General features: G+C 56.7%; 20 protein-coding genes and 1 pseudogene. 10 read left to right on the top strand and 11 right to left on the bottom strand.

Features of this window, described 5'->3' with window-relative positions:
• The first annotated feature begins 195 nt into the window (after nt 1-195).
• On the top strand, nt 196-591 hold the full coding sequence (locus tag ACT2BZ_RS03740) for a response regulator (protein ID WP_457939384.1): 396 nt from the start codon (nt 196-198) through the stop codon (nt 589-591).
• Nucleotides 592-678: 87 nt separating this feature from the next.
• On the opposite strand, the gene ACT2BZ_RS03735 is transcribed toward ACT2BZ_RS03740, so the two are convergent.
• The 4 genes from ACT2BZ_RS03735 to ACT2BZ_RS03720 all read right to left on the bottom strand — a co-directional run bounded on the left by ACT2BZ_RS03735 (nt 679) and on the right by ACT2BZ_RS03720 (nt 3713).
• On the bottom strand, nt 679-1779 hold the full coding sequence (locus ACT2BZ_RS03735; RefSeq protein WP_457939383.1) for a PAS domain-containing sensor histidine kinase: 1101 nt from the start codon (nt 1777-1779) through the stop codon (nt 679-681).
• Nucleotides 1780-2568, bottom strand: coding sequence for an alpha/beta fold hydrolase (locus tag ACT2BZ_RS03730; protein WP_457939381.1), 789 nt, complete (start codon nt 2566-2568; stop codon nt 1780-1782).
• A gap of 228 nt (nt 2569-2796) precedes the next feature.
• Nucleotides 2797-3396, bottom strand: coding sequence for a cold-shock protein (locus ACT2BZ_RS03725; RefSeq protein WP_457939379.1), 600 nt, complete (start codon nt 3394-3396; stop codon nt 2797-2799).
• Between the two features lie 134 nt (nt 3397-3530).
• Nucleotides 3531-3713 carry a CsbD family protein gene (locus ACT2BZ_RS03720; protein ID WP_457939378.1) on the bottom strand — a complete coding sequence of 61 codons (183 nt, stop codon included), beginning with the start codon at nt 3711-3713 and terminating at the stop codon, nt 3531-3533.
• 361 nt (nt 3714-4074) lie between these two features.
• Here ACT2BZ_RS03720 and ACT2BZ_RS03715 point away from each other — a divergent pair, with 361 nt between their 5' ends.
• Nucleotides 4075-5025: an SOS response-associated peptidase gene (locus ACT2BZ_RS03715; RefSeq protein ID WP_457939376.1), complete on the top strand. Its 951-nt coding sequence runs from the start codon at nt 4075-4077 to the stop codon at nt 5023-5025.
• A gap of 62 nt (nt 5026-5087) precedes the next feature.
• On the opposite strand, the gene ACT2BZ_RS03710 is transcribed toward ACT2BZ_RS03715, so the two are convergent.
• Both ACT2BZ_RS03710 and ACT2BZ_RS03705 read right to left on the bottom strand, forming a co-directional pair.
• Nucleotides 5088-5618 carry a glycine cleavage system protein R gene (locus ACT2BZ_RS03710; RefSeq protein ID WP_457939374.1) on the bottom strand — a complete coding sequence of 177 codons (531 nt, stop codon included), beginning with the start codon at nt 5616-5618 and terminating at the stop codon, nt 5088-5090.
• 888 nt (nt 5619-6506) lie between these two features.
• The gene (locus ACT2BZ_RS03705) at nt 6507-7385 is read right to left on the bottom strand and encodes a LysR family transcriptional regulator (protein WP_457939372.1); all 879 of its coding nucleotides are present in this window, start codon (nt 7383-7385) and stop codon (nt 6507-6509) included.
• Nucleotides 7386-7535: 150 nt separating this feature from the next.
• On the opposite strand from ACT2BZ_RS03705, the gene ACT2BZ_RS03700 reads away from it, so the two are divergent.
• The 5 genes from ACT2BZ_RS03700 to ACT2BZ_RS03680 all read left to right on the top strand — a co-directional run bounded on the left by ACT2BZ_RS03700 (nt 7536) and on the right by ACT2BZ_RS03680 (nt 11163).
• Entirely contained in the window at nt 7536-7799 is a 264-nt protein-coding gene (locus ACT2BZ_RS03700) for a DUF4242 domain-containing protein (protein ID WP_457939371.1), read from the top strand.
• A 337-nt stretch (nt 7800-8136) separates the two neighbouring features.
• Nucleotides 8137-9603, top strand: a complete 1467-nt coding sequence (locus tag ACT2BZ_RS03695; protein WP_457939370.1) for a pilus assembly protein TadG-related protein — start codon at nt 8137-8139, stop codon at nt 9601-9603.
• A 126-nt stretch (nt 9604-9729) separates the two neighbouring features.
• Complete coding sequence (locus tag ACT2BZ_RS03690) at nt 9730-10332, top strand: HdeA/HdeB family chaperone (protein ID WP_457939369.1); 603 nt, start codon at nt 9730-9732, stop codon at nt 10330-10332.
• Nucleotides 10333-10420: 88 nt separating this feature from the next.
• The gene (locus ACT2BZ_RS03685; RefSeq protein ID WP_457939368.1) at nt 10421-10633 is read left to right on the top strand and encodes a DUF2945 domain-containing protein; all 213 of its coding nucleotides are present in this window, start codon (nt 10421-10423) and stop codon (nt 10631-10633) included.
• Nucleotides 10634-10689: 56 nt separating this feature from the next.
• Nucleotides 10690-11163 (top strand): DUF488 domain-containing protein, encoded by a 474-nt coding sequence (locus tag ACT2BZ_RS03680; RefSeq protein WP_457941211.1) that lies wholly within the window; start codon nt 10690-10692, stop codon nt 11161-11163.
• A 296-nt stretch (nt 11164-11459) separates the two neighbouring features.
• Here the strand turns inward: ACT2BZ_RS03680 and ACT2BZ_RS03675 are convergent, their stop codons facing one another.
• Together ACT2BZ_RS03675 and ACT2BZ_RS03670 are read right to left on the bottom strand one after the other, a co-directional pair.
• A complete protein-coding gene (locus ACT2BZ_RS03675; RefSeq protein ID WP_457939367.1) occupies nt 11460-14753 on the bottom strand; it encodes an adenylate/guanylate cyclase domain-containing protein in 3294 nt (1097 codons plus the stop codon).
• A 360-nt stretch (nt 14754-15113) separates the two neighbouring features.
• Nucleotides 15114-15818 carry an IS6 family transposase gene (locus ACT2BZ_RS03670; RefSeq protein WP_457939366.1) on the bottom strand — a complete coding sequence of 235 codons (705 nt, stop codon included), beginning with the start codon at nt 15816-15818 and terminating at the stop codon, nt 15114-15116.
• 364 nt (nt 15819-16182) lie between these two features.
• On the opposite strand from ACT2BZ_RS03670, the gene ACT2BZ_RS03665 reads away from it, so the two are divergent.
• Nucleotides 16183-16557 carry a VOC family protein gene (locus ACT2BZ_RS03665; RefSeq protein ID WP_457939365.1) on the top strand — a complete coding sequence of 125 codons (375 nt, stop codon included), beginning with the start codon at nt 16183-16185 and terminating at the stop codon, nt 16555-16557.
• Nucleotides 16558-16784: 227 nt separating this feature from the next.
• Here ACT2BZ_RS03665 and ACT2BZ_RS03660 read toward each other — a convergent pair whose 3' ends face one another.
• Entirely contained in the window at nt 16785-18011 is a 1227-nt protein-coding gene (locus tag ACT2BZ_RS03660) for an adenylate/guanylate cyclase domain-containing protein (RefSeq protein ID WP_457939364.1), read from the bottom strand.
• Between the two features lie 487 nt (nt 18012-18498).
• Here ACT2BZ_RS03660 and ACT2BZ_RS03655 point away from each other — a divergent pair, with 487 nt between their 5' ends.
• Nucleotides 18499-19110, top strand: coding sequence for a tyrosine-type recombinase/integrase (locus ACT2BZ_RS03655; RefSeq protein ID WP_457939362.1), 612 nt, complete (start codon nt 18499-18501; stop codon nt 19108-19110).
• A 968-nt stretch (nt 19111-20078) separates the two neighbouring features.
• Here ACT2BZ_RS03655 and ACT2BZ_RS03650 read toward each other — a convergent pair.
• On the bottom strand, nt 20079-20777 hold the full coding sequence (locus ACT2BZ_RS03650; RefSeq protein WP_457941210.1) for a LysR family transcriptional regulator substrate-binding protein: 699 nt from the start codon (nt 20775-20777) through the stop codon (nt 20079-20081).
• A gap of 63 nt (nt 20778-20840) precedes the next feature.
• Nucleotides 20841-20915: pseudogene (locus ACT2BZ_RS03645) on the bottom strand (LysR family transcriptional regulator); the annotation flags it as partial.
• A 287-nt stretch (nt 20916-21202) separates the two neighbouring features.
• Between ACT2BZ_RS03645 and ACT2BZ_RS03640 the strand changes: the two are divergent.
• Nucleotides 21203-22849, top strand: coding sequence for an ABC transporter substrate-binding protein (locus ACT2BZ_RS03640; RefSeq protein ID WP_457939360.1), 1647 nt, complete (start codon nt 21203-21205; stop codon nt 22847-22849).

Here is a 22849-nt window from a genome sequence, read left to right as displayed (position 1 = left end):
CGTCGCTCACTAATGACCCCCCGAGCGACGGGCTCATTTGCCCCACTCCTCCCAACTCGACCGCGGCTGGACTGCATCTTTTTCTGAGGGAGGTACAGGCTGTATTGACCTGAGCGCTCGCCCTAATTGTCGGGTGTCTTTGACCTGAGGGAACCAAATCGGTCGTGGGGGATTTGGAACCGGATTGGGGGAACTATGGAACAATTGCTCGTGCTGGTCGTCGAAGACGAGTTGCTCATCCAGATGGAATTGGAGGAGACGCTGCGAGAAGGCGGTTTCCAGACTTGCAGCGAGACCACTGGTGAAGCAGCAATTGGGAAGCTGGAGTCCGATCCGCAAATTCGGGCAGTGATCACCGACGTGAACCTAGGCGGACCGAAGACCGGCTGGGACGTGGCCCGTCGAGCCCGCGAACTGATGCCGGAGCTCCCCGTCGTGTACGTGACCAGCTCAGCGAAAACAGAGTGGGCTTCAGAAGGAGTGCCGGAGAGTATTCTTATCCGCAAGCCGTACGTACCGGCTCAGATAATCACGGCCGTTTCTCAGCTCCTCAATGCGGGCGATGGCCCCGACGATCCATTGACACTTTGAGCGATCAGCAGCTGCAAGACTCTACCACCCGGCCTACGACGGCTTAGCGGCAGCCCTTGACCAGGGCCCAATCGTCTAGCCTAGCATCTATGCCAACGGCATCCTGAATATGAAGCGCACTTCGTCCTCGTGCGACTGGACGTTGAGCGAGCCGGCGTGCGCGCGGGCGATCTCGGAGGCTATGTGCAGCCCGAGGCCCAGCCCCTGCTGGCTGGAACTCGTGCTTCCACGAAAAAAGGGCTGGAACAGATGAGACATCACCTCTTCGGGAATCGGTTCGCCGTGGTTGGCGATCGCCAGCACCAACTCCTGTCCGGTCGTTTCGGCATGGAGGCGAACGGGTCGGTCGGAGGCACCATGGGTGATCGCGTTGCTGAGGAGGTTCGAAACGAGTTGGGCAATCCGCCGTCGATCACAGTCGACCGGTTCGGTCAGATTGATCTCGGCTTCGATGCTTCGTTGCGGATGTGCTGCTTCCAGTTCTTCGATGACCTGGTGAAGGACCGGCCCGAGCGGCGTGCTCGCGTCACGCGACAGTCTTATCCCGCCGCCTGACTGACTGCGTGCAAGGTCCATCACGTTGTCGATCAGCTCGGAAACGCGTGCGAGGCTGCCCTGCATCAAACCGATGACATGCAGGGATCGTTCGCTCTGAGGCTCCTTCAGCAGCATTTGGACCCCTGCATTCAAGGCGGCTACCGGATTGCGCAGATCGTGCCCGAGGACGGCAATGAACTGGTCCCGCAGTTTCCCGAGCTTTCGCTCGGCTTCTTGCGCGTCGACGAGTTCGCGTTCGTAGCGTCGGCGTTTGGTCGCCTGGAAAAGCGTCACTCGCGTAAAGACCAGCGCGCCGGCCGCATCGCGCTTCTCGACGGCATTGGCGAGGACCGGAAGCAGCCCTCCATCGGCAGTGACCAAGTCGAGCGCTACCTCGTTGAAGAACCCCTGCATCCTCAGCAAGGGCGCAAAGTGCGTCTCGTAGAAAATACTGCCGGCAACATTCAAGAGATCACGCAAGCGCTTGCCGACGAGTTGATCTGCGGGAAAGCCGAGCCACGACGACAGGGTGGCGTTGGACTTCACGATGAGTCCCTGCGGGTTCAGCGACAGGTACCCGCACGGAGCATTCTCATAGAGGTCGTTAAGGTCTTCGACCTGCTCAGCCCTGCCCTCGCCCGGATGAATCATCTAGGCGAAATCGCGGATAGCCGCGATCACCTCGTCCGGCGCGCTCAGATTGGGGCAGTGGCCGCTCGCCTCCAGATAGACCAGCTTGCTGTCGGGTACATGCGCGTGGACATACTCACCGACCTTTTCCGCGGCGATGATGTCATTGCTGCACTGCAGGACCAGCGTCCGCGCCGTGACCCTAGGTAGGTCGGCGCGGTTGTCCGAGGTGAAGGTCACGCGAGCGAAGGCTTTCGCAATGTCCGGGTCGGTTCGGCAGAAACTGTCGGTGAGTTCTTCCGCGAGTTCGGGGCGATCCGCATTGCCCATGATCGCAGGGGCCATCGCAGCCGACCATCCCATGTGGTTGTCGGCTAGCGAATTAAGCAATTCGTCGATCTGATCGGCGGTGAAGCCGCCCTTATATCCTGTGTCGTCGATGTAGCGGGGAGAAGGCCCTACCATCACGAGGCTTTCGAAAACCTCCGGCGCCTTGATCGAAGCCAAGGCGCCGATCATTGCGCTGACGGAATGGCCGACGAAGATCACCCTGGACAACCCGAGTTCGCGGCAGATCTCGACCACGTCATCAGCGTAGCCCTGCAGAGTGGCGTACTTCTGAGGGTCGTAAGCCGACAAATCCGAACGGCCCGCGCCGACATGATCGAACAGAACGACCCTGTAGTCGGCTTCGAACGCGGGAGCCACAAAGCGCCACATGTTCTGATCGCATCCGAAGCCATGTGCAAACATCATGGGCTGCTGGCCGGCACCGCCGAGTTTGACATTGTTGCGCCACAAAACTGACACGGATACCTCTGCTATGCGTTCACGCGTTCCAAGCGTTGAACAGTTATAGGAAACCCATAGTTTTAGAACCCCCGGGGTGCTCATAGCGTGCTGCTCCACCTGCAGCACCTTCAGCCAGTGTTAAAGGATAGTGCGCGCGACCGGATCCCCCAGCCCGTTGCCAAAGCCTCATAACCTCGGCACCGCTCCCAACGGTTTCTGACGCCCCGGAACTTGCGATCCGGCTGCTCAGTTAAGTCGGATTCTTCGGACTTCGAGGCCTTTTCGGCCTTGGCCATAGCTTACGAAAACACTTTGTCCAGACTCTAGCGTGGCGATGCCACAGAGGGTCAAGGTAGTCGAATGCACAAACGCGTCTCCCTCCTCCAACGTGACAAAGCCAAACCCCTTGATCGCATCATAGCGTTTCACGACACCAGTGCCTTCTCGCTCCTCAGCATCCTGGGGCCTAGTTTTGTGACCGTCGATCGGACGAGCAGGGGGCTTCGCGCTGCGCAAAACTTCAATCACCTGCATACCTTTGTGGCCCGACTCTATGCGGACATTAAGAACAGCACCGCTGGGAAGATCGTTATATCCCGCCGCGCGCAATTTTGTGCCGTGAAGGAAGGCGGTCGATCCGTCCCTGCTTTTTACAAATCCAAAGCCTTTGTCAGCATTGAACCACAGCAGCGTGACGTCTTCGCCGCCTTGCATCGCGTTCTGGGAAGGCGCTGTTTGCTGTTGGGATGATGATCTTTGCCGGAAATAGCTGGGCTCGGCATCGGCCGTCTCTATCTTCTCGAAACGCAAGCCACGCGGCTGGCGATGATCTCGATATTTGCCCATTCGTTTAGTACCGACGATAAAGACCGCTGCGTATGCGAGGGAGAAGCGTCAAGTTGAAAGACCGATGTCGAAGCGTCGGCCTGACGTGGAAGACCTGACGCTCCGACTTCCTTGAGGGAGTCTGCTGAGTCCCCTCAGAGGCCGTTTTTCGTCGCTGATTTTGCCTTGCCGAGAGCTTGCTGGCTTTCACCCTTGCGCTCCTGCGCCTTGCCCTCGCCTTGGAGTTTCTTGTTTCCGACGGCCTTTCCAACGCCCTGTTTCACGTTGCCGGCGGCGGCATTGGCCATACCTGCGGCCTTATCTTTAGTGCTTCCCATTTAACGTCTCCTCGAGCCCGATCGGCTCGTCAGAAGCAACTCGCTCTGCGGCCCCAAGTTCCTTGAACAGGAGAAATTTGGTCGAGGAATCGAATCGGAGCTCTGCCGGTACATCCGCGCTAAGTCCGGGCGCTTCGAGGCCGCTATTGAGCTTCCCTTCCGCGGTTGCGGCATTTGCTGCTCCATCATTCATCTAACCCCTCTCGCTCGACCAGTCTGATGCCTCTGACATCAATGACGCATGGGGTTTCTGATAGTCGCCTGGTCGGCCATGGAGCAGATTGAGCGCTCGGTCGGTCGCCGCGATTAGCTCCCTCAAAGCACCGTAGTGCGGTCTGAATGGGGTGAGCGACAGGCTCGCTTGAGCAAGTTCGGCCTGCAGATGCCCTACTTGACGCTCGATGGCCTGCAGGTGGTATTCGGAAATCGTATCGCATCTTCGACGGTGCGGCATTTTGCTTCCTTCTCGTCCATGGCTTCAGGTACGCCGCACGAGGTATATATTCCTGATTCCGAGTGGGGATTGCAACAGGGTCTGCCTTGCAAGCCTCAAGAAACTTCGACATCGTTCTCGGCCATGTGCAACCTCTACAACGTGACAACGACGCAGCAGGCCATCATCGAATGGTCGCGTGCCTTGCGGGACGTTTCGGGCAATCTCGAACCGTCGATTGATGTTTATCCCGATCAGATGGCGCCAATCGTCCGGAACGGGTTGGACGGGCAGCGGGAGCTCGCGCGGGTACGCTGGGGCCTTCCGAGTTCGAAACAGGCACTTTTCATGGCAACGAAGAAGCGGGCCGAAAGGCTTCAGGCCAAGGGCGCTGTGACTGACTTTAACCATCTACTGAAGATGGAGCCCGACGGTGGGACGACCAACATCCGCAACACGGCAAGCAAGCACTGGACACGCTGGTTAGGCGTCGAGAATCGCTGCTTCGTCCCGGTCACAAGCTTTGCCGAACCGGATCCGGCCAACAAGCCAGAAGGCGGTCGAACGCCGAACGCGTGGTTCGCGCGCGATGAGACGCGCCCGCTTATGTTCTTTGCTGGGGTCTGGGTGCCGGCTTGGGAAAGCGTCCGCAAGGTCAAGGACGGGCTCGTGACGCTGGACCTTTTTGCATTTCTGACAACTGAACCGAATGCAGTCGTGGCCCCGGTTCATCAGAAAGCCATGCCAGTCCTGCTCACAACCCAAGCCGCAACAGAGACCTGGCTCACAGCACCTTGGCATGAGGCCATGGCACTACAGCGACCATTGCCAGACGATTGTCTTGTCGTGGTGGATCGTCTTGCCAAAGCGGATCAGTGAGCCAGGCAGAATCAGTCGCTCAGCTACCTGTACAATGGCGACTTAGCTAGCGCAGACGTGGATCAATCAGCGCCGTTCTTGCGGAAATGGAGATCCACAACAAGTGTGGAAGCCAGTTGCTCCAGCTCGCGAAGCAACTTCTCTTCCGTCACGTCTGCTGGAAGGCGCGCTTCCACATGGGCATGGAATAGCGCACCGCCACCCATCGGTGCATCCTCGGTATGGGTCTCCATAGACTCTACGCTTACCCGGTGCACGGCGAGACAATGAGTGACATCGCGAACAATGCCCGGATGATCCGGCCCCACCAGATCAATCACAAGTGCCGCCCCCAATCGTTCTGTGGCCTGTCGCGCCTCGGCAAGCAAGATGCGAAATCCGTCGGTTTCCAGCGCTCTCAGGCGGGTCTTCAGTGCTTCCGCCTTGTCCGGATTGGGCAGCTCGACGCGGGCGATGCCAGCGAACTTCTCTGCCATGTTGGCCATCCGGCTTTCCAGCCAATTGCCATCCAGTTCCGCGACGACCTGAGCCAAGCTATCGACCAGCCCCGGTCGATCATCAGCGATGAAACTCAGAATATATTGCGCGGCCATTGCACCATCCCCATGCCCGCTCACCTTATTGCTGAATGCTGTGACGAGGAACCCATTGTCTCGATGGACAACGCACAGGGATTCCACAGAGAGGTCGACTCCGAGCGATCTCTACGCTGTCATCGCTGCCTCGGCTTGCATTGCCAGATTCTCAGGCTGAGGTTTACCCGGATCCGAGAAAAGCTTGGAGCCCGGTCCGACGTAGGCAAGTTCTACGGTAGAATCACACATCCAGCTCGCCGTTGAAGATCGTTGAGTAGCAGGACATTTGCCTACGTCGCATCGACGGCAGGGAAATCAATCTGTACTGACCTGCAAAAGGCGACCAGCTCCGACCCAGCCACAAATGAACTGTTGATTTCGGTCGCAAAACTGTCGCCGGTGCATTGACGCTCATCTGGAAGGAGCTGACGCTACAAACTTGTTGCGTCGATCAAAGTGGTGGGTTGCATGGAGTGGGAGCATGTTCGCGTCGTTCCATACCGATCCGTCAATTTTCACGTGTGGTCGAAACGCGTTGATGGCAGCACCCTGTTTGCGCTGAGCAGAACAGCCGCGCTAGCTCCTGTAGGCGTACCATCGTATCGTTCGATCGAAGAAGCGTGCCGGCGAGCGGGGATCGAGTTGGGCACGGGTCAGCGAGTGGAGCGCAATCGTGAGCCAACGCGTCGTGCTACCGGGCTTTTTCGAACAAGAGACGGCTGGGTAGAGGTTGACTACGGTCACAGGACGGGTGCTGTTCCACGTGATCTATACGAGCAAAGAAGTTACCGGCCAGCGCTTGCCAAATTGCCCATGGAGGCGGAGTACTCGGCCATAAACCGACAGCTCTCCGATCATCAAGAATCGGCGACCGCTCGATAATTTCTTCAGCCTCTCACCTAATTGTTATCCGGGCCAGTCGAAACTTTTTGCTGCCCTGACCATGGCTGCGGTGGCGGGACTGTATGGACGACCGGCCATGCTGACCAAGGATATCGTACGGGTCACCTCTGGCTCAACGAGCGGGCGTTGCAATATCTCCGAGATCGTCACAGAGCATTCTGGCATGAAAGCAAAGCCAATCTTTGCCAAAACCATAGCCTGAACCCAATCCTCCCGTTCTGACCGAAACCTCGCATAAAGGTTCACTTGGTTGTCGCGACAGATCTCCAGCACGACCTCGCGCATTTCGCATGAAAGCCGATCAACGTAGGGCTCGTTTGAGAGATCCGACAGTTTCACGGCGTTAAGGCGGGCTAATCGATGATCCGGCGGGAAAATGACGACGTAGCGCTCTTCATAGAGCGGGTGGACATGAAAGTCCTCCCGCAGACTACCGAGGGTATTCATCACGGCTAGATCGAGTTCACCCTTCTCAAGGCGGTCCTTGAGTTCGCCCAAGGTAGCCTCGCTCACTGCCACCTCAACGCCATTAAGTCCCTTTTGAAATCGACCGAGAAAGCGGGACAGACGCACCGGGCCAATTGTCGACATGACGCCAAGCCTGACGGGTACCTTGTGCAGCAATCTGAAGTTGTCAGCCAAGGTCCGGGTCGCGGCCGCTTCTTCGACCATCTGCGTGAAATGAGGCAATAGAGAACGGCCAAAATCACTCAGGACGATGCGCTTGCTTTCTCGATGGAAGAGGGGCGCGCCCAGGTCATCCTCAAGCGTTCGGATGGATTTGGTAAGAGCCGGCTGAGACACGTTGCATTCTGCAGCTGCTTTCGTGAAATTCAACAGTCGTGCGGCCGCCACCACATAGCGAACCTGGGCAAGTTCCATTGCTCACCTCCATCACTGCGTTCAGCAGTCTGAGACTATCATTTGCCTTCATAGATGCTGGTTATGGTTCCATAGCCGCCAGATGCCTCAGCAGCACGATCTTTCTTGCATAGGATCGGCCCGTCGTGTCGAAACACAAGGAGATGAGACATGTCGGTTTTCATGGTTGAACGTGATCTTAAAGGTATCAGCATGGATGCTCTCGCGGGAGCCCAGAAGGCTGCGATCGAACAGGCTGCCGAAATGCAATCTGCCGGCAGCGATGTACGTTACCTCCGTTCCACCTTCGCTCCGCAGGACGGGCGTTGCATGTGCCTATTTGATGCAAGTTCCGAAGCTGACGTAAAGCGGCTTAACGATGACGCCGGGTTGCCCTACAGCCGGATTGTTCCGGCTCTTGATCTGGCACCGTGAAGCCACCCGCCTGGGCGGCTGGTCTATTGCCGGTCGCCCACATGACACATGATGGCGATCCCTGGATCATGATGTTGGTTCTGAAGTCGCCCGGGGATCTTGACGCTCAAGCAGTTGCCCAGGATCAACAGCAGACAAGCTTCCGACACGGGGCGCTGTAGTTCGGATACCGCATAAGGAGTGGCATTTGGCCGCGGAAATATCGGTCCAGTCGTCAAAGGAAGATGGTCGGGATCCCGAAATCAGTTATTTACCCTCCTTCACAACTGACTCGCTCGGCAAGGAACTAGCAATCAATCGAGAGGCTTATTGAGTTGGCTAATGTGGAGTCATCTCAATGCGCATCTTCGGTCGTTTCCTGCAGGACCCGGCGGGGAATGTTGGCGTTCTCATGGGAATCCTCGCCCTCCCATTGCTGCTCTCGATCGGCCTTGCAAGTGACTACGCTCGAGGGGTTTCGGCCAGATCCCACCTGCAGGAACTGGCCGATGCCACGGCGCTAGCCTTGGCTGCTTCTGGAGAAAAGGAACACCAGAAGCTTAAGGAACTGGCTGAGAAGTTCGTTCCCTCCAATCAGTCGCAGAGCCGTGTCGATACCGTTTCGATAGCCGACCTGAAGACCTCCGACAAATCGATCGATATTCTGCTGAAAGGTCAGATCGCGACTAACTTCATGGGACTGGCCGGCATCAAGCACGTAGACGTCAGAGCTTCGGCATTGGCAGAGCGGGCGGTAACGGGCAGCGTCGAGGTTGTGCTGGTGCTGGACAACACCTGGTCGATGTCGGCTCCGGGTTCAACGGGATTGCCCAAGATTACGACACTCAAGACAGCGGCTGCTTCCCTCGCCACGGAACTGCTCCTTAACAAGGACGCCTCTGTGCGGATTGGGTTGGTCCCCTATGCCGACTATGTCAACGTCGGAACCAAGTACCGAAACGCCAGCTGGCTCGATATCCCGGACGATTACACTATTCCGGCGACGGCTCAGACGTGCACAACCTCCACGACAAAAAGCGTCTGCGTCCAGACAGCGCCGACCTATGCCTGCACGAAGACCGTTGATGGAGTGGTGGAGCCGGCCACTTGCGGTGGCGGCTGTACGAAGTCAGTGACCCAAACTGTGCCACCCTATCAGTCCTGCTCCGGCGGCAGCAGCAAGCAGACCTACAAGTGGTATGGTTGTGTCGGATCACGAAAGAACAGTAATTCGCGTCTTCATGACGAGAAGCCTGCGGACAGATACCCGGGTTACGTGGAGACGAGCCAAAAGTGTCTCAACCCGATCGTTCCACTTACCGATGATCTGAAAGCGCTGCTTGCCGGCATCAATGGGATGATCATCAACATTGGCTCGTACAAGCCCTACACCTATATCCCGGCCGGATTGATATGGGGGCAGAACCTGCTCTCACCCGCTGAACCATTCAGCCAGGGTGCGGCTTATGATCCGAGCAACAAGAAGCCGCGCAAAGTGGCGGTACTGATGACCGACGGGGAGAACACGCTGCGCTTCCGCAACAGTGACGGACGTCACGTGCTGCCAAGTTCCAATGCGACGACGGCGAAGGGCGAGCTCAAGAAGACCGACGAGGACACCAAGGCGATCTGTGATTACATGAAATCGCACGAGATCGAGCTTTATACCGTCGCCTTCATGGTCACCAACCCTGATGCCAAGAAGCTTCTGGAAGACTGCGCAACAGATTCGGCGCATTATTTTGACGCGTCGGACCCAGCAAAGCTTCTCGCCGCCTTCTCCGGAATTGCACAGTCGCTGGCTCAGGTCCGACTGGCGAGATAGCGAGCAATCGCAAGTGGGAACATTGCCGGGGCCCGCTTGTTTCTTTGCTCAGCGTCTCGCTCGAATTGGGCCGCTTGCCAATTCACGCTGGCTGGGACGCTGTGAAGAGCAAAGAAAGGAGAAACCATGCGAAATTTGTTAACCGCCACCTCGCTCGCCGCACTGTTGGCTGCCGGTTCTCTGGGCGTGGCTCATGCACAATCTGAGACCGGCGCCAAGCCCACTGAACAGAGCGCCTCTTCTAGCATCCCCAGTGAGCGCGACGCCCGGGAAATTACCTGCCGTGAATTGACAGCGATGGACCGGGCCACCGTCCCGGGTGTGCTGTATTTCATCAGCGGCTACTCGGCCGGCCAAGAGTCCAAGACCGAGAGCGACAAAACTACAGCTGCAAGTGGGTCGAATGAGACCTCTACTGTTACGGCGGCGGATGCCGACCTTCCGAAGCCCGATGCAAGTGCCGCGACAGCCGACGATGCCGCGGATCCGAATGCTACAGCTTCCGACAATGCATCTTCGACGGACACCAGCATTACTGCCTCGACAAATACCGCAGCTAACTCGAGTGCATCAGATGATGCAGGAAATGGTGTTTCCGGCAATGTCCAGATTTCAGTAGTCAGAGGCTTTTTCGACATCCCAGTCGAGCAGACCCTGGTTGCTTGCGGACAGATGCCTGATAGCCTTGCGTCCGATGTCATCAACAAGCAAAAGGATGCTTCAAAGTAGGCACCACTGCTGTCGGCTCGGCTCATGCCGAGCCGACTCCTCTTGGCCTGTCAAAGGCCAAGCCTCTGATCAACGGAGCAGCAATATTATGGCCAAATTCAAAAAGGGCGACCACGTCAGCTGGAACTCTGAGGCGGGGCGTGTCAGCGGTCACATAATTGGGGTCCATGAGAACGATTTCGAATATAAGGGCCATCCTCGTCGCGCGTCGGAGGAAAGCCCGCAATACGAAATCAAGAGCGACAAGACGGACCATATTGCGGCGCACAAGAAAGACGCGCTCACCAAGCTGAAAGAATGACAGTGGGGTTTGCGAGCATCGGGCATTCGAACCGACCAACGGAGGTCGTGCTTGATATGCTCCGCGAGGCAGGCATCGCTCAGGTCGTTGATGTCCGATCCTTCCCCCGCTCGCGGAGCAATCCGGCGTACAACATCGACATTTTTGCCGAGCAGCTTTCCCGGATACAGATTCAGTATCGCCACATGCCGGACTTGGGTGGGCGCCGGCCCAAGCAGAGCCAGGTGGAGCCCTCAGTAAACGCGCTCTGGCGCGTTCAGAGTTTTCACAATTACGCTGACTATGCAATGTCGCCTGATTTCCAGCGAGCATTCCAGAGTTTGCTTCGCCTGGGATCAGAAAAATCCGTTGCCATGATGTGTTCCGAAGCAGTCTGGTGGCGATGCCACCGTCGCATCATTGCGGATTACCTGCTTCATGAGGGACACCCAGTAGTCCATCTCATGGCGCCCGGCAGGATGGAGGAAGCCAAGCCGACACCAGGGTCGATAAGACGACTCGACGGCATAATCGTCTACCCAGCGCAGTAGCAAATCGGCGGGGACTCGCGGCTCACGTCGGGACGTACACTAGGTCATTTCCACTCGTCGGCATCGAGTCTTGCGGTGATCAGTCGGGATGATTTGAAGTCGATGTTTGGATAGGCCAAGAGCACGTGACGTGGTGCGTCCAAGACCGGCTATACCTCGGCTCAATTCAGAGGATGTGACCCGCTACTCACCGCTTCGAGCGGTCCGTTGGTCCGCTTTTTAGCTTCGCCAACCAAAAGCGGGCTGTCTGAAGACGGCCCCAAATCCGCCATGCGACGTTGGGCCCCGTTCAGAAATCAAGCCGATGCCAATGCCTTGTTCAGTAAAGCTACATCGAGCAACAGACCGCGTTCCACGGCTATCCCCAAGAGGCGCTGCAGTTTGTTCAGAAGTGCGTCGCTTCTTTGTCCGCGCTCCCAGCAAGAAAGCGCCCGACCCTCTGCGATGATGAAGTCAGACCAAGGTAAGGGCTCGTTGCGCGTATAGGTTTCGAGTCGCGTCGCATACCGCTCGACAAGGTCCCATGCACGGCGATTGAGGGCGTAGCCAATCGCGGTACGGGCAAACCAAATGTGATTGTGGGCGACGCATCCTGTGTCGAGAACAGTTTCGGCTTCCTCCAGTAGCGCTCTTGCCATGGTCTCGTCGTCAGTCGATGCAGCCATGCTCGCCAGGATCGCAGGTCCGATGAAGGTCATGCCAACCTTGCGGACGATCTCCAAGCCTTGTGATGCATAAGCATGAGATTTTGCGATGTGCCCCTGTGCCAAACTACTCTCGGCAAGGTACTTCAGGCTGTTAGCGGCAAAATTGTTCGAGCGCATTGATTGAGCAAGCTCAAGTGCACGCTCCAGTACATTGTCGGCTTTATCGAACTGTCCCATTTCCGAGTTGACGGCACCTGACAACATAAGCCCCAGCAGTTCAGCCCGCAGATGGCTTACCTCGGACGCCATCTTTATTGCTGCCAAAGCGTCTATTTCCGCTTCTGCGAACTCCATCAAGTGGATTCTTGACCAGCCGATCATGTGACGGTTAGCTACTTCCACTCGCCGCAATGAATGTTCCTGGCAAAGCTTCACGCAAGCCCGGAATTGCTCACAAGCGGTCCGCATCTTGCCGCTGAGATAATAAGCGTCACCGAGGCCGCTTAGCGCCAGTGCTTCGCCCTCGATCGACCCGCCTTTCTGCGCAAAAACAAGAGCCTTTTCGTGTTCCTCACGACATTCATCAATTCGTCCGAGCGGGAAGTACGTGTTACCCCGAAGATAGTGGATGCGGGCCTGCTCCGACAGAAGCCCGGCCTCGGTGGCCGCCGCCTCGGCACCCTCCAGCGCCTCCAACGTTCGTTGTTGTCGGTCGGCAATGCGCAACCCTTCAGCAAGTCCTATCAGCGCGAGACAGCGACTTTCAGCGTCGGGAGCGGCAGAAAGGGCCGCCTCGAACGCTGTGATAGAGTCATCAGTTGCGCCGGTATTTCGCAAAGCATCGCCACGTAAGCAGGCAAGCGCACACTCAATGGCGGGATTGTCGACCAGTTCAAGACCTCGGTTCGCGAGCTTCAGCGCTGTGTCAAAGCGGAGTGTCGCTGCCTGGAGGGTCGCAGCCTCTAAATAGGCGGTCGCAGCAGTCACATCGCCAGCACGGTCGAGGTGCTCAGCACGCAGGGTCGGTTCGCTCTCAGAATAATAAGCCGCCGCCTTGCGATGCAGTTCAGCGCGCCGTGTTTTAAGAAGCGAGCTAAAGACTCCTTCTTGGACGAGTGCGTGATCGAAAAGATAGCCGTCACCTTCGGGTCGGATGAGGGACCGCTCGATTAGCCCCTGGCAATCATAGTCGGGATTCCCAATCAGATGGCGCAACGCCTCCAGATCAAACCGTTGACCAAGGACTGAGGCCGCTTGCAGGGCCTGCTTGTCGGCGGTCGCCAGACGGTCGACTCGCGCGAGAACCAGGCTTTGGATCGAAGCCGGGATGTCGCCGGCGCCATGCTCATCGACGTTGCGCAGAAGCTGTTCCAGGAAAAGCGGGTTTCCCTCCGCACGCTGGATACAGTCGAGCGCCGTCTGGTTGACAGTTTCAATGAAAGAACCAGCCAGCCTTAAGGAGTCCTCTGTCCGCAAGGGGGCAAGGTCCAGCGTCATGAATGGACAGCCGCCAGTACTGCTTCGCCATGCCTGAGTGAGTGGATATCCCTCGACGCGAGACGTCATCACAAGCACACCACGGCACTCCGCTATCGTGGCCGCCATCCTTGCCAGATGAGCTAGGATCAATGGTCCCGCCCAATGAATATCCTCGATGACAACGGCGAGCGGCTGCTTCGCACTGTGTGCCCGCAAAAGGTCGGCTAGCACGGTCCGCTTACCCTCATTCCGCGTCGTGTTGGTCATCGCATCATAAACGGCGCGTCCTTCCTCCGACTGTGCGAGGTCCAGCAGGTCATAGAGAAAGACCGAACGATCCTCGGCTAGGGTCCCGCTTTCTATTGCCTCTCTTGCGGCTGTCTGCCGAGTCGCTGTATCGCTGCCACTCGGTATGTCGAGCAGGCTTTGTACCACCGCTCGGATGGCGTCACGTCCCTCGCCAACACCGAAATCCAGCACGAGCCCTCTGTGCACTTTGAACCCATTCGCTAGCGCGATGCGGGTAAATTCTTCCACTAAACGGGTCTTGCCAATGCCAGCCTCACCGCGCATGACGAGTGCGCGTCCCCGCCCGCTCTCCCGGCAGGTCTCGATGACGCCGACAAGCTGCGCCAGTTCCACCTCGCGGCCGACGAAAGCCATCCGCGGCGCTCGTCCATCGGCGATCCGTTGCGAGGTTACCTTCCAGACTGCGACGGGCCGATCAATGCCCTTGACGTTGACCTCCCCGAGACTCTCGCAATCGACAATATGCGCTACCGCACGACTCAGTGCGTCCGATATGAGCGTTTCGCCCGACTGTGCCGTAGATTGCAGCCTTGCGGCCAAGTTCACCGACGCGCCCGTGACGGTATATTCCCGATGCTCGTCGCTGCCTGTGCCACTAGCGACTACCTGGCCGCTGGCGATGCCGATATGCACCTGCAACTTGCCGCCTCTGCCATCATGCAACTGCCCAACTTGCCGGTGAATCTCGAGTGCGGCGCGCACCGCCCGTATCGGATCGTCGTCATGGGCAACTGGAGCGCCAAAGACGGCCATGACATTGTCACCCATGTGCTTGTCGACTGTGCCTCCATAGCTGGCAACGATGGCGTCCACGGCTTCGAAAAAGCGATTGAGTAGTGAATGGATGTTCTCCGCACCCAGTTCCGTCGTGAGCTTGGTGAAGCCCGCAATATCGGCAAACAGAACCGTGACCTGTCTGTGTTCGCCCGCAGCGTTCGTCGGCTGTCTTGGCCGCGTGTCCCGCATCGGATTGCCCGCCGCAAGGTCGGCAATGGCGCTGAGCAGCCTCTTTCGATCCGCCAGCCTGGCGACGCCAAGATCCTTCAGGTCCTCATTGGTAAGTTGACTGAGCAGTCCGGCATCGACACCGTTTTCGGCGAAAGCCTCAGCATGAGCCTCAAGTCCCAGATCGCGCAGCCAGGCCGCAACATCCATCGCCAGATTCCCAACTCGTCAGGAATGCCCGCATAACTTCAGCGGGGATCGTCGAGCGGCAGGTTAGCATGTTCCAGTCGAGCATTCAGAAATCTGTGCAGCGACAGAACCGAGGCCTTTTGAAGTTGTTCCGTGAGTAGGGGTTGCAGACTGACGGAGCTGCAATTTCGGCGGGTAGTGGCTTAGAGGTGGAACGGCTGCATTCTGACCAGTCTGTACCAAAACAGACCGTCAACTTTCGGCCCACTTTCAGACGAAGCTTGCCTGTCGGCTTAGCGCCCTCATTTCAGACGTTTATGCAAAATTTGGGTGCTGTCAGAGAAACGAAAGTGGTCTCAGTTTTCCGAGCCCCGACCGTCGTCATGCTACACAAAGTTGACGCCATTCGGTGAGAGCGGCGATCCGGTTGGCCTTGAAGTTCTGTCGGCTGTAGAGGTGGCGTTCTTGATTGAAGTGGTTGAAAACCGAGGCGTGAACGGATGCGAACATTTGTAACGTTCGCGTCCGCCGGAAGCGGAGCATCGCCCGCTCCCGTCTTCGAAATGGCTGGTGCGAATTCTCCGCGCGATTGTTCGCCCAGCGACCGGCTTCCTGCTTGTCGCCGACGCCGAGGTCACGCAGCGCCGCCCCATAAGATCGCAGACGGTCCGTGACGATCTCATCAGCGGTGCCGTGCCGTTTCATCGTCTTCTTCAGGAATTTCAACGCCGCCCGCTTGTCTCGCGTCTTCGTCACGAAGCTTTCGAGCACTTCGCCTTCGAGATCGACTGCCCGCCAAAGGTAGTGCCGCTCGCCGGTGATCTTCACAAACACCTCGTCGAGGTGCCACCGCCACTTGCTCGAATGAACCCCGTGGACCCGCCGCTTTCGGATTTCGGCGGCAAACATTGGCCCGAACCTGTACCACCAGAACCGCACCGTCTCGTGGCAGATATCGATGCCTCGCTCGTGCAGCAGGTCCTCAACGTTCCGAAGCGACAGCGGAAACCGGATATACATCATCACGGCCAGGCGAATGATCTCTGGGCTCGTCTTGAAATAGCGGAAGGGACTGCGTTTTGTCATTTGGGCAGGGTAGGCGGGCTACTACCCCGCCTCAAGCCTGTTTTCTTTGACAGAGCCGGCAGGAACGCTGCTGCTCGGCGCGCTTCTTGCGGATCTCAGCAGCAAACATCGGACCGAACCTGTTCCACCACAAGCGAATTGTCTCGTAGCAACATCGATGCCGCTCTCGTGAAGCAGGTCCTTCACATTTCGAAACGAGAGCGGAAAGCGAACGTACATCATTACAGCCAAGCGGATGATTTCTGGGCTGGCTCGAAAGTACCGGAATGGACTTCGTTTGGTCATGGCTTGAACCTGCGGGATGGGCCTACCCGGCTCAAGTCGGTTTACTTGACAGGACCCGTTGCGGTGGTATTTCGTAACCATGTCTTGGAAACCTGCTGACTATCCCGACCTCAGTCCTTACTTGCTTGTAAAAGACGCGGAGGCCGTTTTAACTTTCTGTGAAATTGTATTCGGCGCAACTCGTCTTCGGGTGGTACCCCGCGAAGGCGGAGGCATCATGCACGCCGAGTGCCGGATCGGTGACAGTGTGGTTATGATGGGCGAGGCTGATGGCCCCGCCACAATGCTCCACCTTTATCTTGATGATCCAGACGCCGCTTTCGATCGCGCAGTCGCAAACGGCGCTGAGGTGATCCAGCCCATGACGGAGAAAGGCGACGGCGACCGCCGAGGTGGCGTGCGCGCACCGGATGAAACGCAATGGTTCCTCGCCCGGCAAGTGGAGGGCAGCTGAGTCCGCCCAGATGACCTGGCGCTCGTCGCAGTTAAAGTCAGCAATGAGCTCTCTTAAGACCTCCGGTGGGTAGGCATCTTGGATTACCGCGTGGCATCGTCACCGGAAAGATTGGACCAGAAAACGACATTCGCTGCCGCCTGCACTAAGTTCCGCAAAGGGCCTTGACTGCGGCGACTGGGACCGGAATTGCGACGTAAACAGCAAAGGAAGAAGTAAAGTTCGGTTTATATAGCCTCGGTTGCCAACCCGTTGCCTTCGAGTAGGTAGGTTGGTCTGGGTCTGTGCCCCTTGATTTTAATTTCGCCGCGTGGGGATGTTTGGTAGCGCTTGGACAGCAATTTCCATGTCTCTGCCGAAATCTGGATTTGATCAGCAACCCCTTCGGATTCCATCCTACTGGCAATGTTCACGGTGTTACCCCAAAGGTCGTAGGAAAACTTCTGCTTACCGATCACGCCTGCAATCACCGGCCCCGAATGCACGCCGATTCGCAGTTTCAGATCAACATTGTTATCTTTACGAAATTCGACAAACGCTTTTTGCATTCCCAGCGCTAGATCAGCAATCCTTTCAGCATGATTACCGACACTGCCTTGCAGACCGGTAGCTACCATGTAGGCGTCGCCAATAGTTTTGATCTTTTCAGCGCCGTACACCGTTGCAAGTTTGTCGAATCGTGAAAACAGGTCGTTAAGCAGGTTTACGAGTTCATCGGCAGACATTTTTCTGGAGATGTCGGTAAAGCCGGCGAGATCCGCGAACAATACAGATACACTTTCATGGTTGTCCGCTAGTGGCTCCTCCTGCGCTTTCAGTCTTGTGGCGATTTGAAGCGGCAGAATGTTTAACAAAAGTGATTCTGCCCTATCAAACTCTATTTTGACAGCCGCTTCAGCGCGATAAACCGCAACATCATAGGACGATATAGCCGCAATTATTATGGTTGCCACGACGACGATGTTCGAAACCAGAAAAAGGGTGTTGATCAAGTTTGAAAGGAGGCTGATCGGCTCGTAGTATATTCCATAAATCCCCAGTGTCGACATGACGGTGGTCATCATTATGACAATAATTATTCGAATTTTTCTGTCAACGAAGGGTGCGAGGGCAATTATTGTGATTACAACAAAGATGGTTAGCCAATAACCCGAAATCAAACCCAGATAGACGGTTGCCAGCACAGCATGAGTAGGCGCTTCAAATACAATCCCTGCATACAATGGCAAAAACATCTTTCCGTTATTATGCTGCCAAGCAGCGAACAGAAATATAAATATACTCAAAATATTAAATGCAGCCAATAGTTCCAATTCAAGGAACCAAAACAAAAAGAAATAGCCGATATGTACGATCAGCCCAAGCGGATATGCTATTTGGCCCAACACAAAGAAACGTGCAAAATCTGGTGAGAAATTATCAGGAGCACTCAAAAGGGACGTCAATTTACACATATTGATGTAACTCCACATATTAATCCAATGCATCATCCTAGGGCACTTTTATAGTTGTTATTGACCATAATTTATCCATCGGGGGTGATGATGTTTAATGAGCTTGCGTTCGAATTTTATAATACAACAGGGACAGAGGGAACGCGATTGTCTCCAAGCGATATTTTAAATGCAACATCACAAGCGGCCGGAATTGGCATTTTCGCCACTGACACCTATGTCGATCAAGAGTGCTGGTAATGGTATGCTAAGGCCGATTTGTCCGCACAGCGGCCATTGAGGTGGAAAATCCGCCAATCCGTATTGAATGACCGCTTTCGGTTACTGCACTGCAGCATCTGACTGCGGGTTGAACGGAAGGTATGGGCTCGAAGCTGCCGATGCCGGCTTGCTGAGATTAGGGTATTATTGCGTGCTCGAATGTCGTGAGTGTTGCGGTGGGTAGGAGTGGTTTGGAGGAACCACAATCTCTGCTCTCAACTTGCCAATGGTAATGCCCGCCAAAAGAGCGTGGAACCACGGTCGCGTCATCGGTCAGAAACGACCGCTTCTTCCAAAACATGTTTGGGCAATTCGGGTCCGCCTCGAACTCGCCGGGGCTGTCCGTGATCTGGCGCTGTTCAATATGGCGGTGGACAGTAAACTGCGCGGTTGCGACCTCGTCTTGCTAAAAGTTGCCGACGTCTTCGCCGCCGGCGCCGCCAAGGAGCGTACCTCAATCCTGCAAAGCAAGACCAAATCGCCGGCGCGGTTCGAGATCACTGACGGCACCCGAAAGGCGCTTGCGGATTGGATCCAAGATCCGGCAATGATCGGGCACGAGTATCTTTGGCCTGGTCGCTTCCATGACCGATCGCACATATCGACGCGACAATACGCCCGTTTGCTGAAGGATTGGGTTCGCTCGATCGGCTTGGAGCCGAGCGCCTACGGCACGCATTCTATGCGACGGACGAAGGTCGCCCAAATCTACAAGAAGACCGGTAACCTCCGCGCAGTACAGCTTCTCCTTGGTCACACGAAAATGGACAGCACCGTCCGATATCTCGGCGTGGATCTCGAAGACGCTCTAACAATTTCCGAAAGCGTTGAGATCTGAGAGCAAGGGCTGGTGGCAACACCGGCCCTTCGGCAGTGTAGCGAACGACGCCTAGGAGCCCTTCCGAGACCTTCGGCTTGACTTGTCGCCCTGGCACATCCGGCCCATGGCAGTCGTTCCCGCCGTCGTGTTCGATCGACTGCTTTGCGCCTCAAATCGGACGGATAGATCTGCTTTGCTTCTTCCTAAGAGCAGACCTTGCCGGCGGTCACGCTGAGTTTCGCGTTCACGCCGGTAGGGAAGCGTACACGGCGAGGATCGTCGCCGTGCAGGACTTCGGGCTCGGTGTCGATCGGCGCCAACGGTGTCTGAGCTTCATTTCGACGGACCTGTCGGAGTCCGCATTGTGGAAACTAGAATGATGTCATCACGGTCGATGGTATCGTTCCCGTGATTGGGGCTTTGAGGACGAGAGTGATGTGCTTGTCGTCTGCGGCGAACGGTGCGGCCGTGCTGGCGGTGCCGACGTCAATACACTGAACCGCCGAACCGATTGACTGCGCCTCGGTGCTGCCCCGAGCCTGGGCCTGGGCTCGATGGTCCGATGGTCTAAGTCCTACGAAGATAATCAGTCTCCAAGGACTAGGGGTAATCGGTCATCAGGCCCTTGCCTGGGTCGGCAGGGGACCATCGTGCAGCCGCATGGTAACCACGAAGTGCCGGGTTAGGAGCGACTTCCGAGAAGAGGTCACTATCGTTCAGGGACACCTGACGCAATCGCCCCCCCCCCGTCGCCCTCGCGTGAAGCATCAATGGCAGTTGTATCAGCGCCGTGAACGTCACACGCCGATGGATCTCCTTTGTGAGGCGAGATCGCGCCCATCGCAGCCTGATGAATTAACCGACTTCTTGTGCCGCCTGAGAACACGCTGCAACGTGCGTCGACGCATGCTTGACAGCCTAGCCGCCGTCGACACGTTGTCGCCGGCGGCCCTGATCGCTCGAGCGGTTTGTCTTGATAGGGCCGCTCAGGCGGGCAGCAGCTCGAGCGCAGCCGCGCATGCCGCTGCCGGGCCGGATGCCGTGTCGGATTGCCGTAGTGCGACGTGCCAATCCAGGTCCAGACCATCCTTGGTCAATTTTATGCCGGCGATTTCTTTTCGCTGCAGACGAGGCAGTGCTGCCCACCTTGAGAGTATCGAAATGCCGAGGTTGGCGGCCACCAGTTCTTGCACGGCCTCGGGGACAGCAAGTGGGACAAGCCGAGCGGGATAACGGCCTGCGGGACGGAAAAACCGTTCGTACTCGAACCCATCGGTGATGACGGAACTATACGTGAGATGTGTCTCTGCGGTCAGGTCGTCTGCTTCGATGAACGGTTTCGATGCCAAAGGGTGTGATGCAGCAGTAATGCAAATCAGTTCATCACTGCGCATGGGCAGAAATGTCAGGTGCTTCTCTTCGCGCAGCTTTCCCGGCAAGAGGGCTATGTCGACGGCCTCATCGTGCAGCAGACGCACTGGCTCCCGAGGCGCCTCTCCGATGATCTCGACCTGAAGCGTTGGATCGATGGCCGCGAGATGGGTGAGGAACACAGGAAGCCAGTGGAAGAAGCTGTACGTCCCCATACAGAGCCTGACAATCGATCCGGCGCCTCTGCCTATGCGCACCGCATCGAGCTCGGCTCGGAACAGTTCATCCAGAGCCCGCTCTGCAGATTGCGCCAATCGCTGTCCTGACAGTGTAAGCTGAACCTGCGATCCAACTCGAGCCGTAAGGGGGATGCCAAGGCGCCTTTCGGCTTCCCTGATGCGATGTGTCACTGCCGAGGGAGTGATCCCAAGATAATCAGCAGCGGCCGACATGCTTCCCAGGCGACTTACGGCCTGGAGGAGTATGTAGTGCCGGGCGTCCAACTTGGGAGCTTGCGATTGCGCCATTTTCAACGAATAACCGAAAACATTGCAATTGTCTTTTTACATTCAGCGTCGGCAATATCCAGCATCGGGTGGCGGTTCGACGGTGAGAACATGTTGCAGCCAATGAGTGATTTTGCCTGGCAGCGCCCTCCGACATGGCCCGCGTCGTTCCGGTTTGCGGTTCGCCCTTGGCCATTGCAGAATTGCTCATATCACATCCATTCATGAGGGTAATGATGACTGAAGCGTCCGGAAGCCCCATCGACAAAATGATCACAGATATGGCCAAAGAAGTGAGGCATGGTCGAATGGACCGGCGTGAATTCTTGGCGATTGCTAGTGCCTTCGGCGCGTCTGCAGCAGCCGCATACGCGATGGTGGGCATGACATTGCCAACCAAGGCGTACGCAGCAGAACCCAAGAAGGGCGGCATCCTGAAGGTGGCAATGTTCGTCAAGGATCAGAAGGATCCGCGCACATACGACTGGCCAGAAATGGCGAACGTAACGCGTCAGTACATGGAGCCGCTGATCAAGTACGGGCACGATTTCACATTCAAGCCTATGCTTCTAGAGAGCTGGGATATCAATGAAGACGCCACCGAGTACACATTGCATGTCCGCAAGGGAGCAACATGGAACAATGGTGATGAGTTCACCGCCGACGACGTCATCTATAACTTGCATCGCTGGTGCGACAAGGCGGCCGAAGGAAATTCGATGGCCGGCAGGCTGACAGCATTGATGGACGAAGCAACCGGCACGGCGAGGGAAGGCGCGATCGTCAAGAGTGACGATCACACCGTGGTGCTGAAGCTCTCGACGTCAGACATCACGATCATACCCACGATGGCCGATTACACCGCATTGATCGTGCATCGCGACTTTGACCAGAACGGTGCGGACCCCATCAAGTTTCCCGTTGGCACCGGGGCTTTCGAGCTGGTGTCCTTCGATACGGGAACGACAGCTGTTCTAAAGCGCCGCGAAAATGGCAAATGGTGGGGTGGTGAGGCATATCTCGACGGCATCGAGTTCATAGACTACGGCGCGGATCCTTCGGCGATGGTCAGCGCGTTCGAATCCGGTGAAATTCACACCAACCTGGAAACGACAGCCGATTACGTCGACATCCTCGACCAACTGGACTTGGTCAAGTCTGAAGTCGCGACAGCCCAGACCATTGTCGCGAGAATGAATGTTTCGCAAAAGCCCTATGATGATCAGCGGGTGCGCCAAGCCATCCAGATGGCAACGGACAACGACACGATCTTGAAGCTCGGATATGCCGGCAGAGGCAGTGCTGCCGAGAACCACCATGTCTCTCCGATCCACCCCGAGTATTTTGCGCTACCAGAACAGGTAAGAGATATCGACGGAGCCGCAAAGCTGATGGCCGAGACGGGCCAGGCGGATTTCGAGCATGAACTGATTACCGTCGACGAGGACTACCAGAAGAACACCGGCGACGCGATTGCGGCTCAGATTCGCGAAGCTGGCTTCAAGATAAAGCGTACAGTGCTTCCGGGCTCAACATTCTGGAACGACTGGACGAAATATCCCTTCTCGATGACTACCTGGGGCATGCGGCCGCTTGGCGTCCAGGTTCTTGCCATCGCCTATCGAAGCGGCGAGGCATGGAACGAAAGTGCCTTCTCCGATCCGGACTTTGATGCGAAGTTGACGCAGGCTCTGGCGGAACCCGACGTCGAAAAGCGCCGCGAACTGATGCAGGACATCGAGCGAATTCTCCAGAGTTCCGGGATCCTGATCCAGCCATACTGGCGTTCATTGTACAATCACTCGGTGCCCGCGGTGAAGGACAACCCTGCTCACCAGGCGCTTGAGGTGAACTATGAAAAGGTCTGGCTAGACCTCTAA

This window comes from Mesorhizobium sp. 10J20-29, from assembly GCF_054130485.1.
This window is presented reverse-complemented; position numbering and strand designations above follow the sequence as displayed.

Excerpts from the sequence above, each read along its gene's own strand:
- ACT2BZ_RS03740 (WP_457939384.1), top strand. The coding sequence starts at position 196 with ATGGAACAATTGCTCGTGCTGGTCGTCGAAGACGAGTTGCTCATCCAG.
- ACT2BZ_RS03735 (WP_457939383.1), bottom strand. The coding sequence starts at position 1,779 with ATGATTCATCCGGGCGAGGGCAGGGCTGAGCAGGTCGAAGACCTTAAC.
- ACT2BZ_RS03725 (WP_457939379.1), bottom strand. The coding sequence starts at position 3,396 with ATGGGCAAATATCGAGATCATCGCCAGCCGCGTGGCTTGCGTTTCGAG.
- ACT2BZ_RS03720 (WP_457939378.1), bottom strand. The coding sequence starts at position 3,713 with ATGGGAAGCACTAAAGATAAGGCCGCAGGTATGGCCAATGCCGCCGCC.
- ACT2BZ_RS03710 (WP_457939374.1), bottom strand. The coding sequence starts at position 5,618 with ATGGCCGCGCAATATATTCTGAGTTTCATCGCTGATGATCGACCGGGG.
- ACT2BZ_RS03705 (WP_457939372.1), bottom strand. The coding sequence starts at position 7,385 with ATGGAACTTGCCCAGGTTCGCTATGTGGTGGCGGCCGCACGACTGTTG.
- ACT2BZ_RS03700 (WP_457939371.1), top strand. The coding sequence starts at position 7,536 with ATGTCGGTTTTCATGGTTGAACGTGATCTTAAAGGTATCAGCATGGAT.
- ACT2BZ_RS03695 (WP_457939370.1), top strand. The coding sequence starts at position 8,137 with ATGCGCATCTTCGGTCGTTTCCTGCAGGACCCGGCGGGGAATGTTGGC.
- ACT2BZ_RS03690 (WP_457939369.1), top strand. The coding sequence starts at position 9,730 with ATGCGAAATTTGTTAACCGCCACCTCGCTCGCCGCACTGTTGGCTGCC.
- ACT2BZ_RS03685 (WP_457939368.1), top strand. The coding sequence starts at position 10,421 with ATGGCCAAATTCAAAAAGGGCGACCACGTCAGCTGGAACTCTGAGGCG.
- ACT2BZ_RS03680 (WP_457941211.1), top strand. The coding sequence starts at position 10,690 with ATGCTCCGCGAGGCAGGCATCGCTCAGGTCGTTGATGTCCGATCCTTC.
- ACT2BZ_RS03675 (WP_457939367.1), bottom strand. The coding sequence starts at position 14,753 with ATGGATGTTGCGGCCTGGCTGCGCGATCTGGGACTTGAGGCTCATGCT.
- ACT2BZ_RS03670 (WP_457939366.1), bottom strand. The coding sequence starts at position 15,818 with ATGACAAAACGCAGTCCCTTCCGCTATTTCAAGACGAGCCCAGAGATC.
- ACT2BZ_RS03665 (WP_457939365.1), top strand. The coding sequence starts at position 16,183 with ATGTCTTGGAAACCTGCTGACTATCCCGACCTCAGTCCTTACTTGCTT.
- ACT2BZ_RS03660 (WP_457939364.1), bottom strand. The coding sequence starts at position 18,011 with ATGTGTAAATTGACGTCCCTTTTGAGTGCTCCTGATAATTTCTCACCA.
- ACT2BZ_RS03655 (WP_457939362.1), top strand. The coding sequence starts at position 18,499 with ATGGTAATGCCCGCCAAAAGAGCGTGGAACCACGGTCGCGTCATCGGT.
- ACT2BZ_RS03640 (WP_457939360.1), top strand. The coding sequence starts at position 21,203 with ATGATGACTGAAGCGTCCGGAAGCCCCATCGACAAAATGATCACAGAT.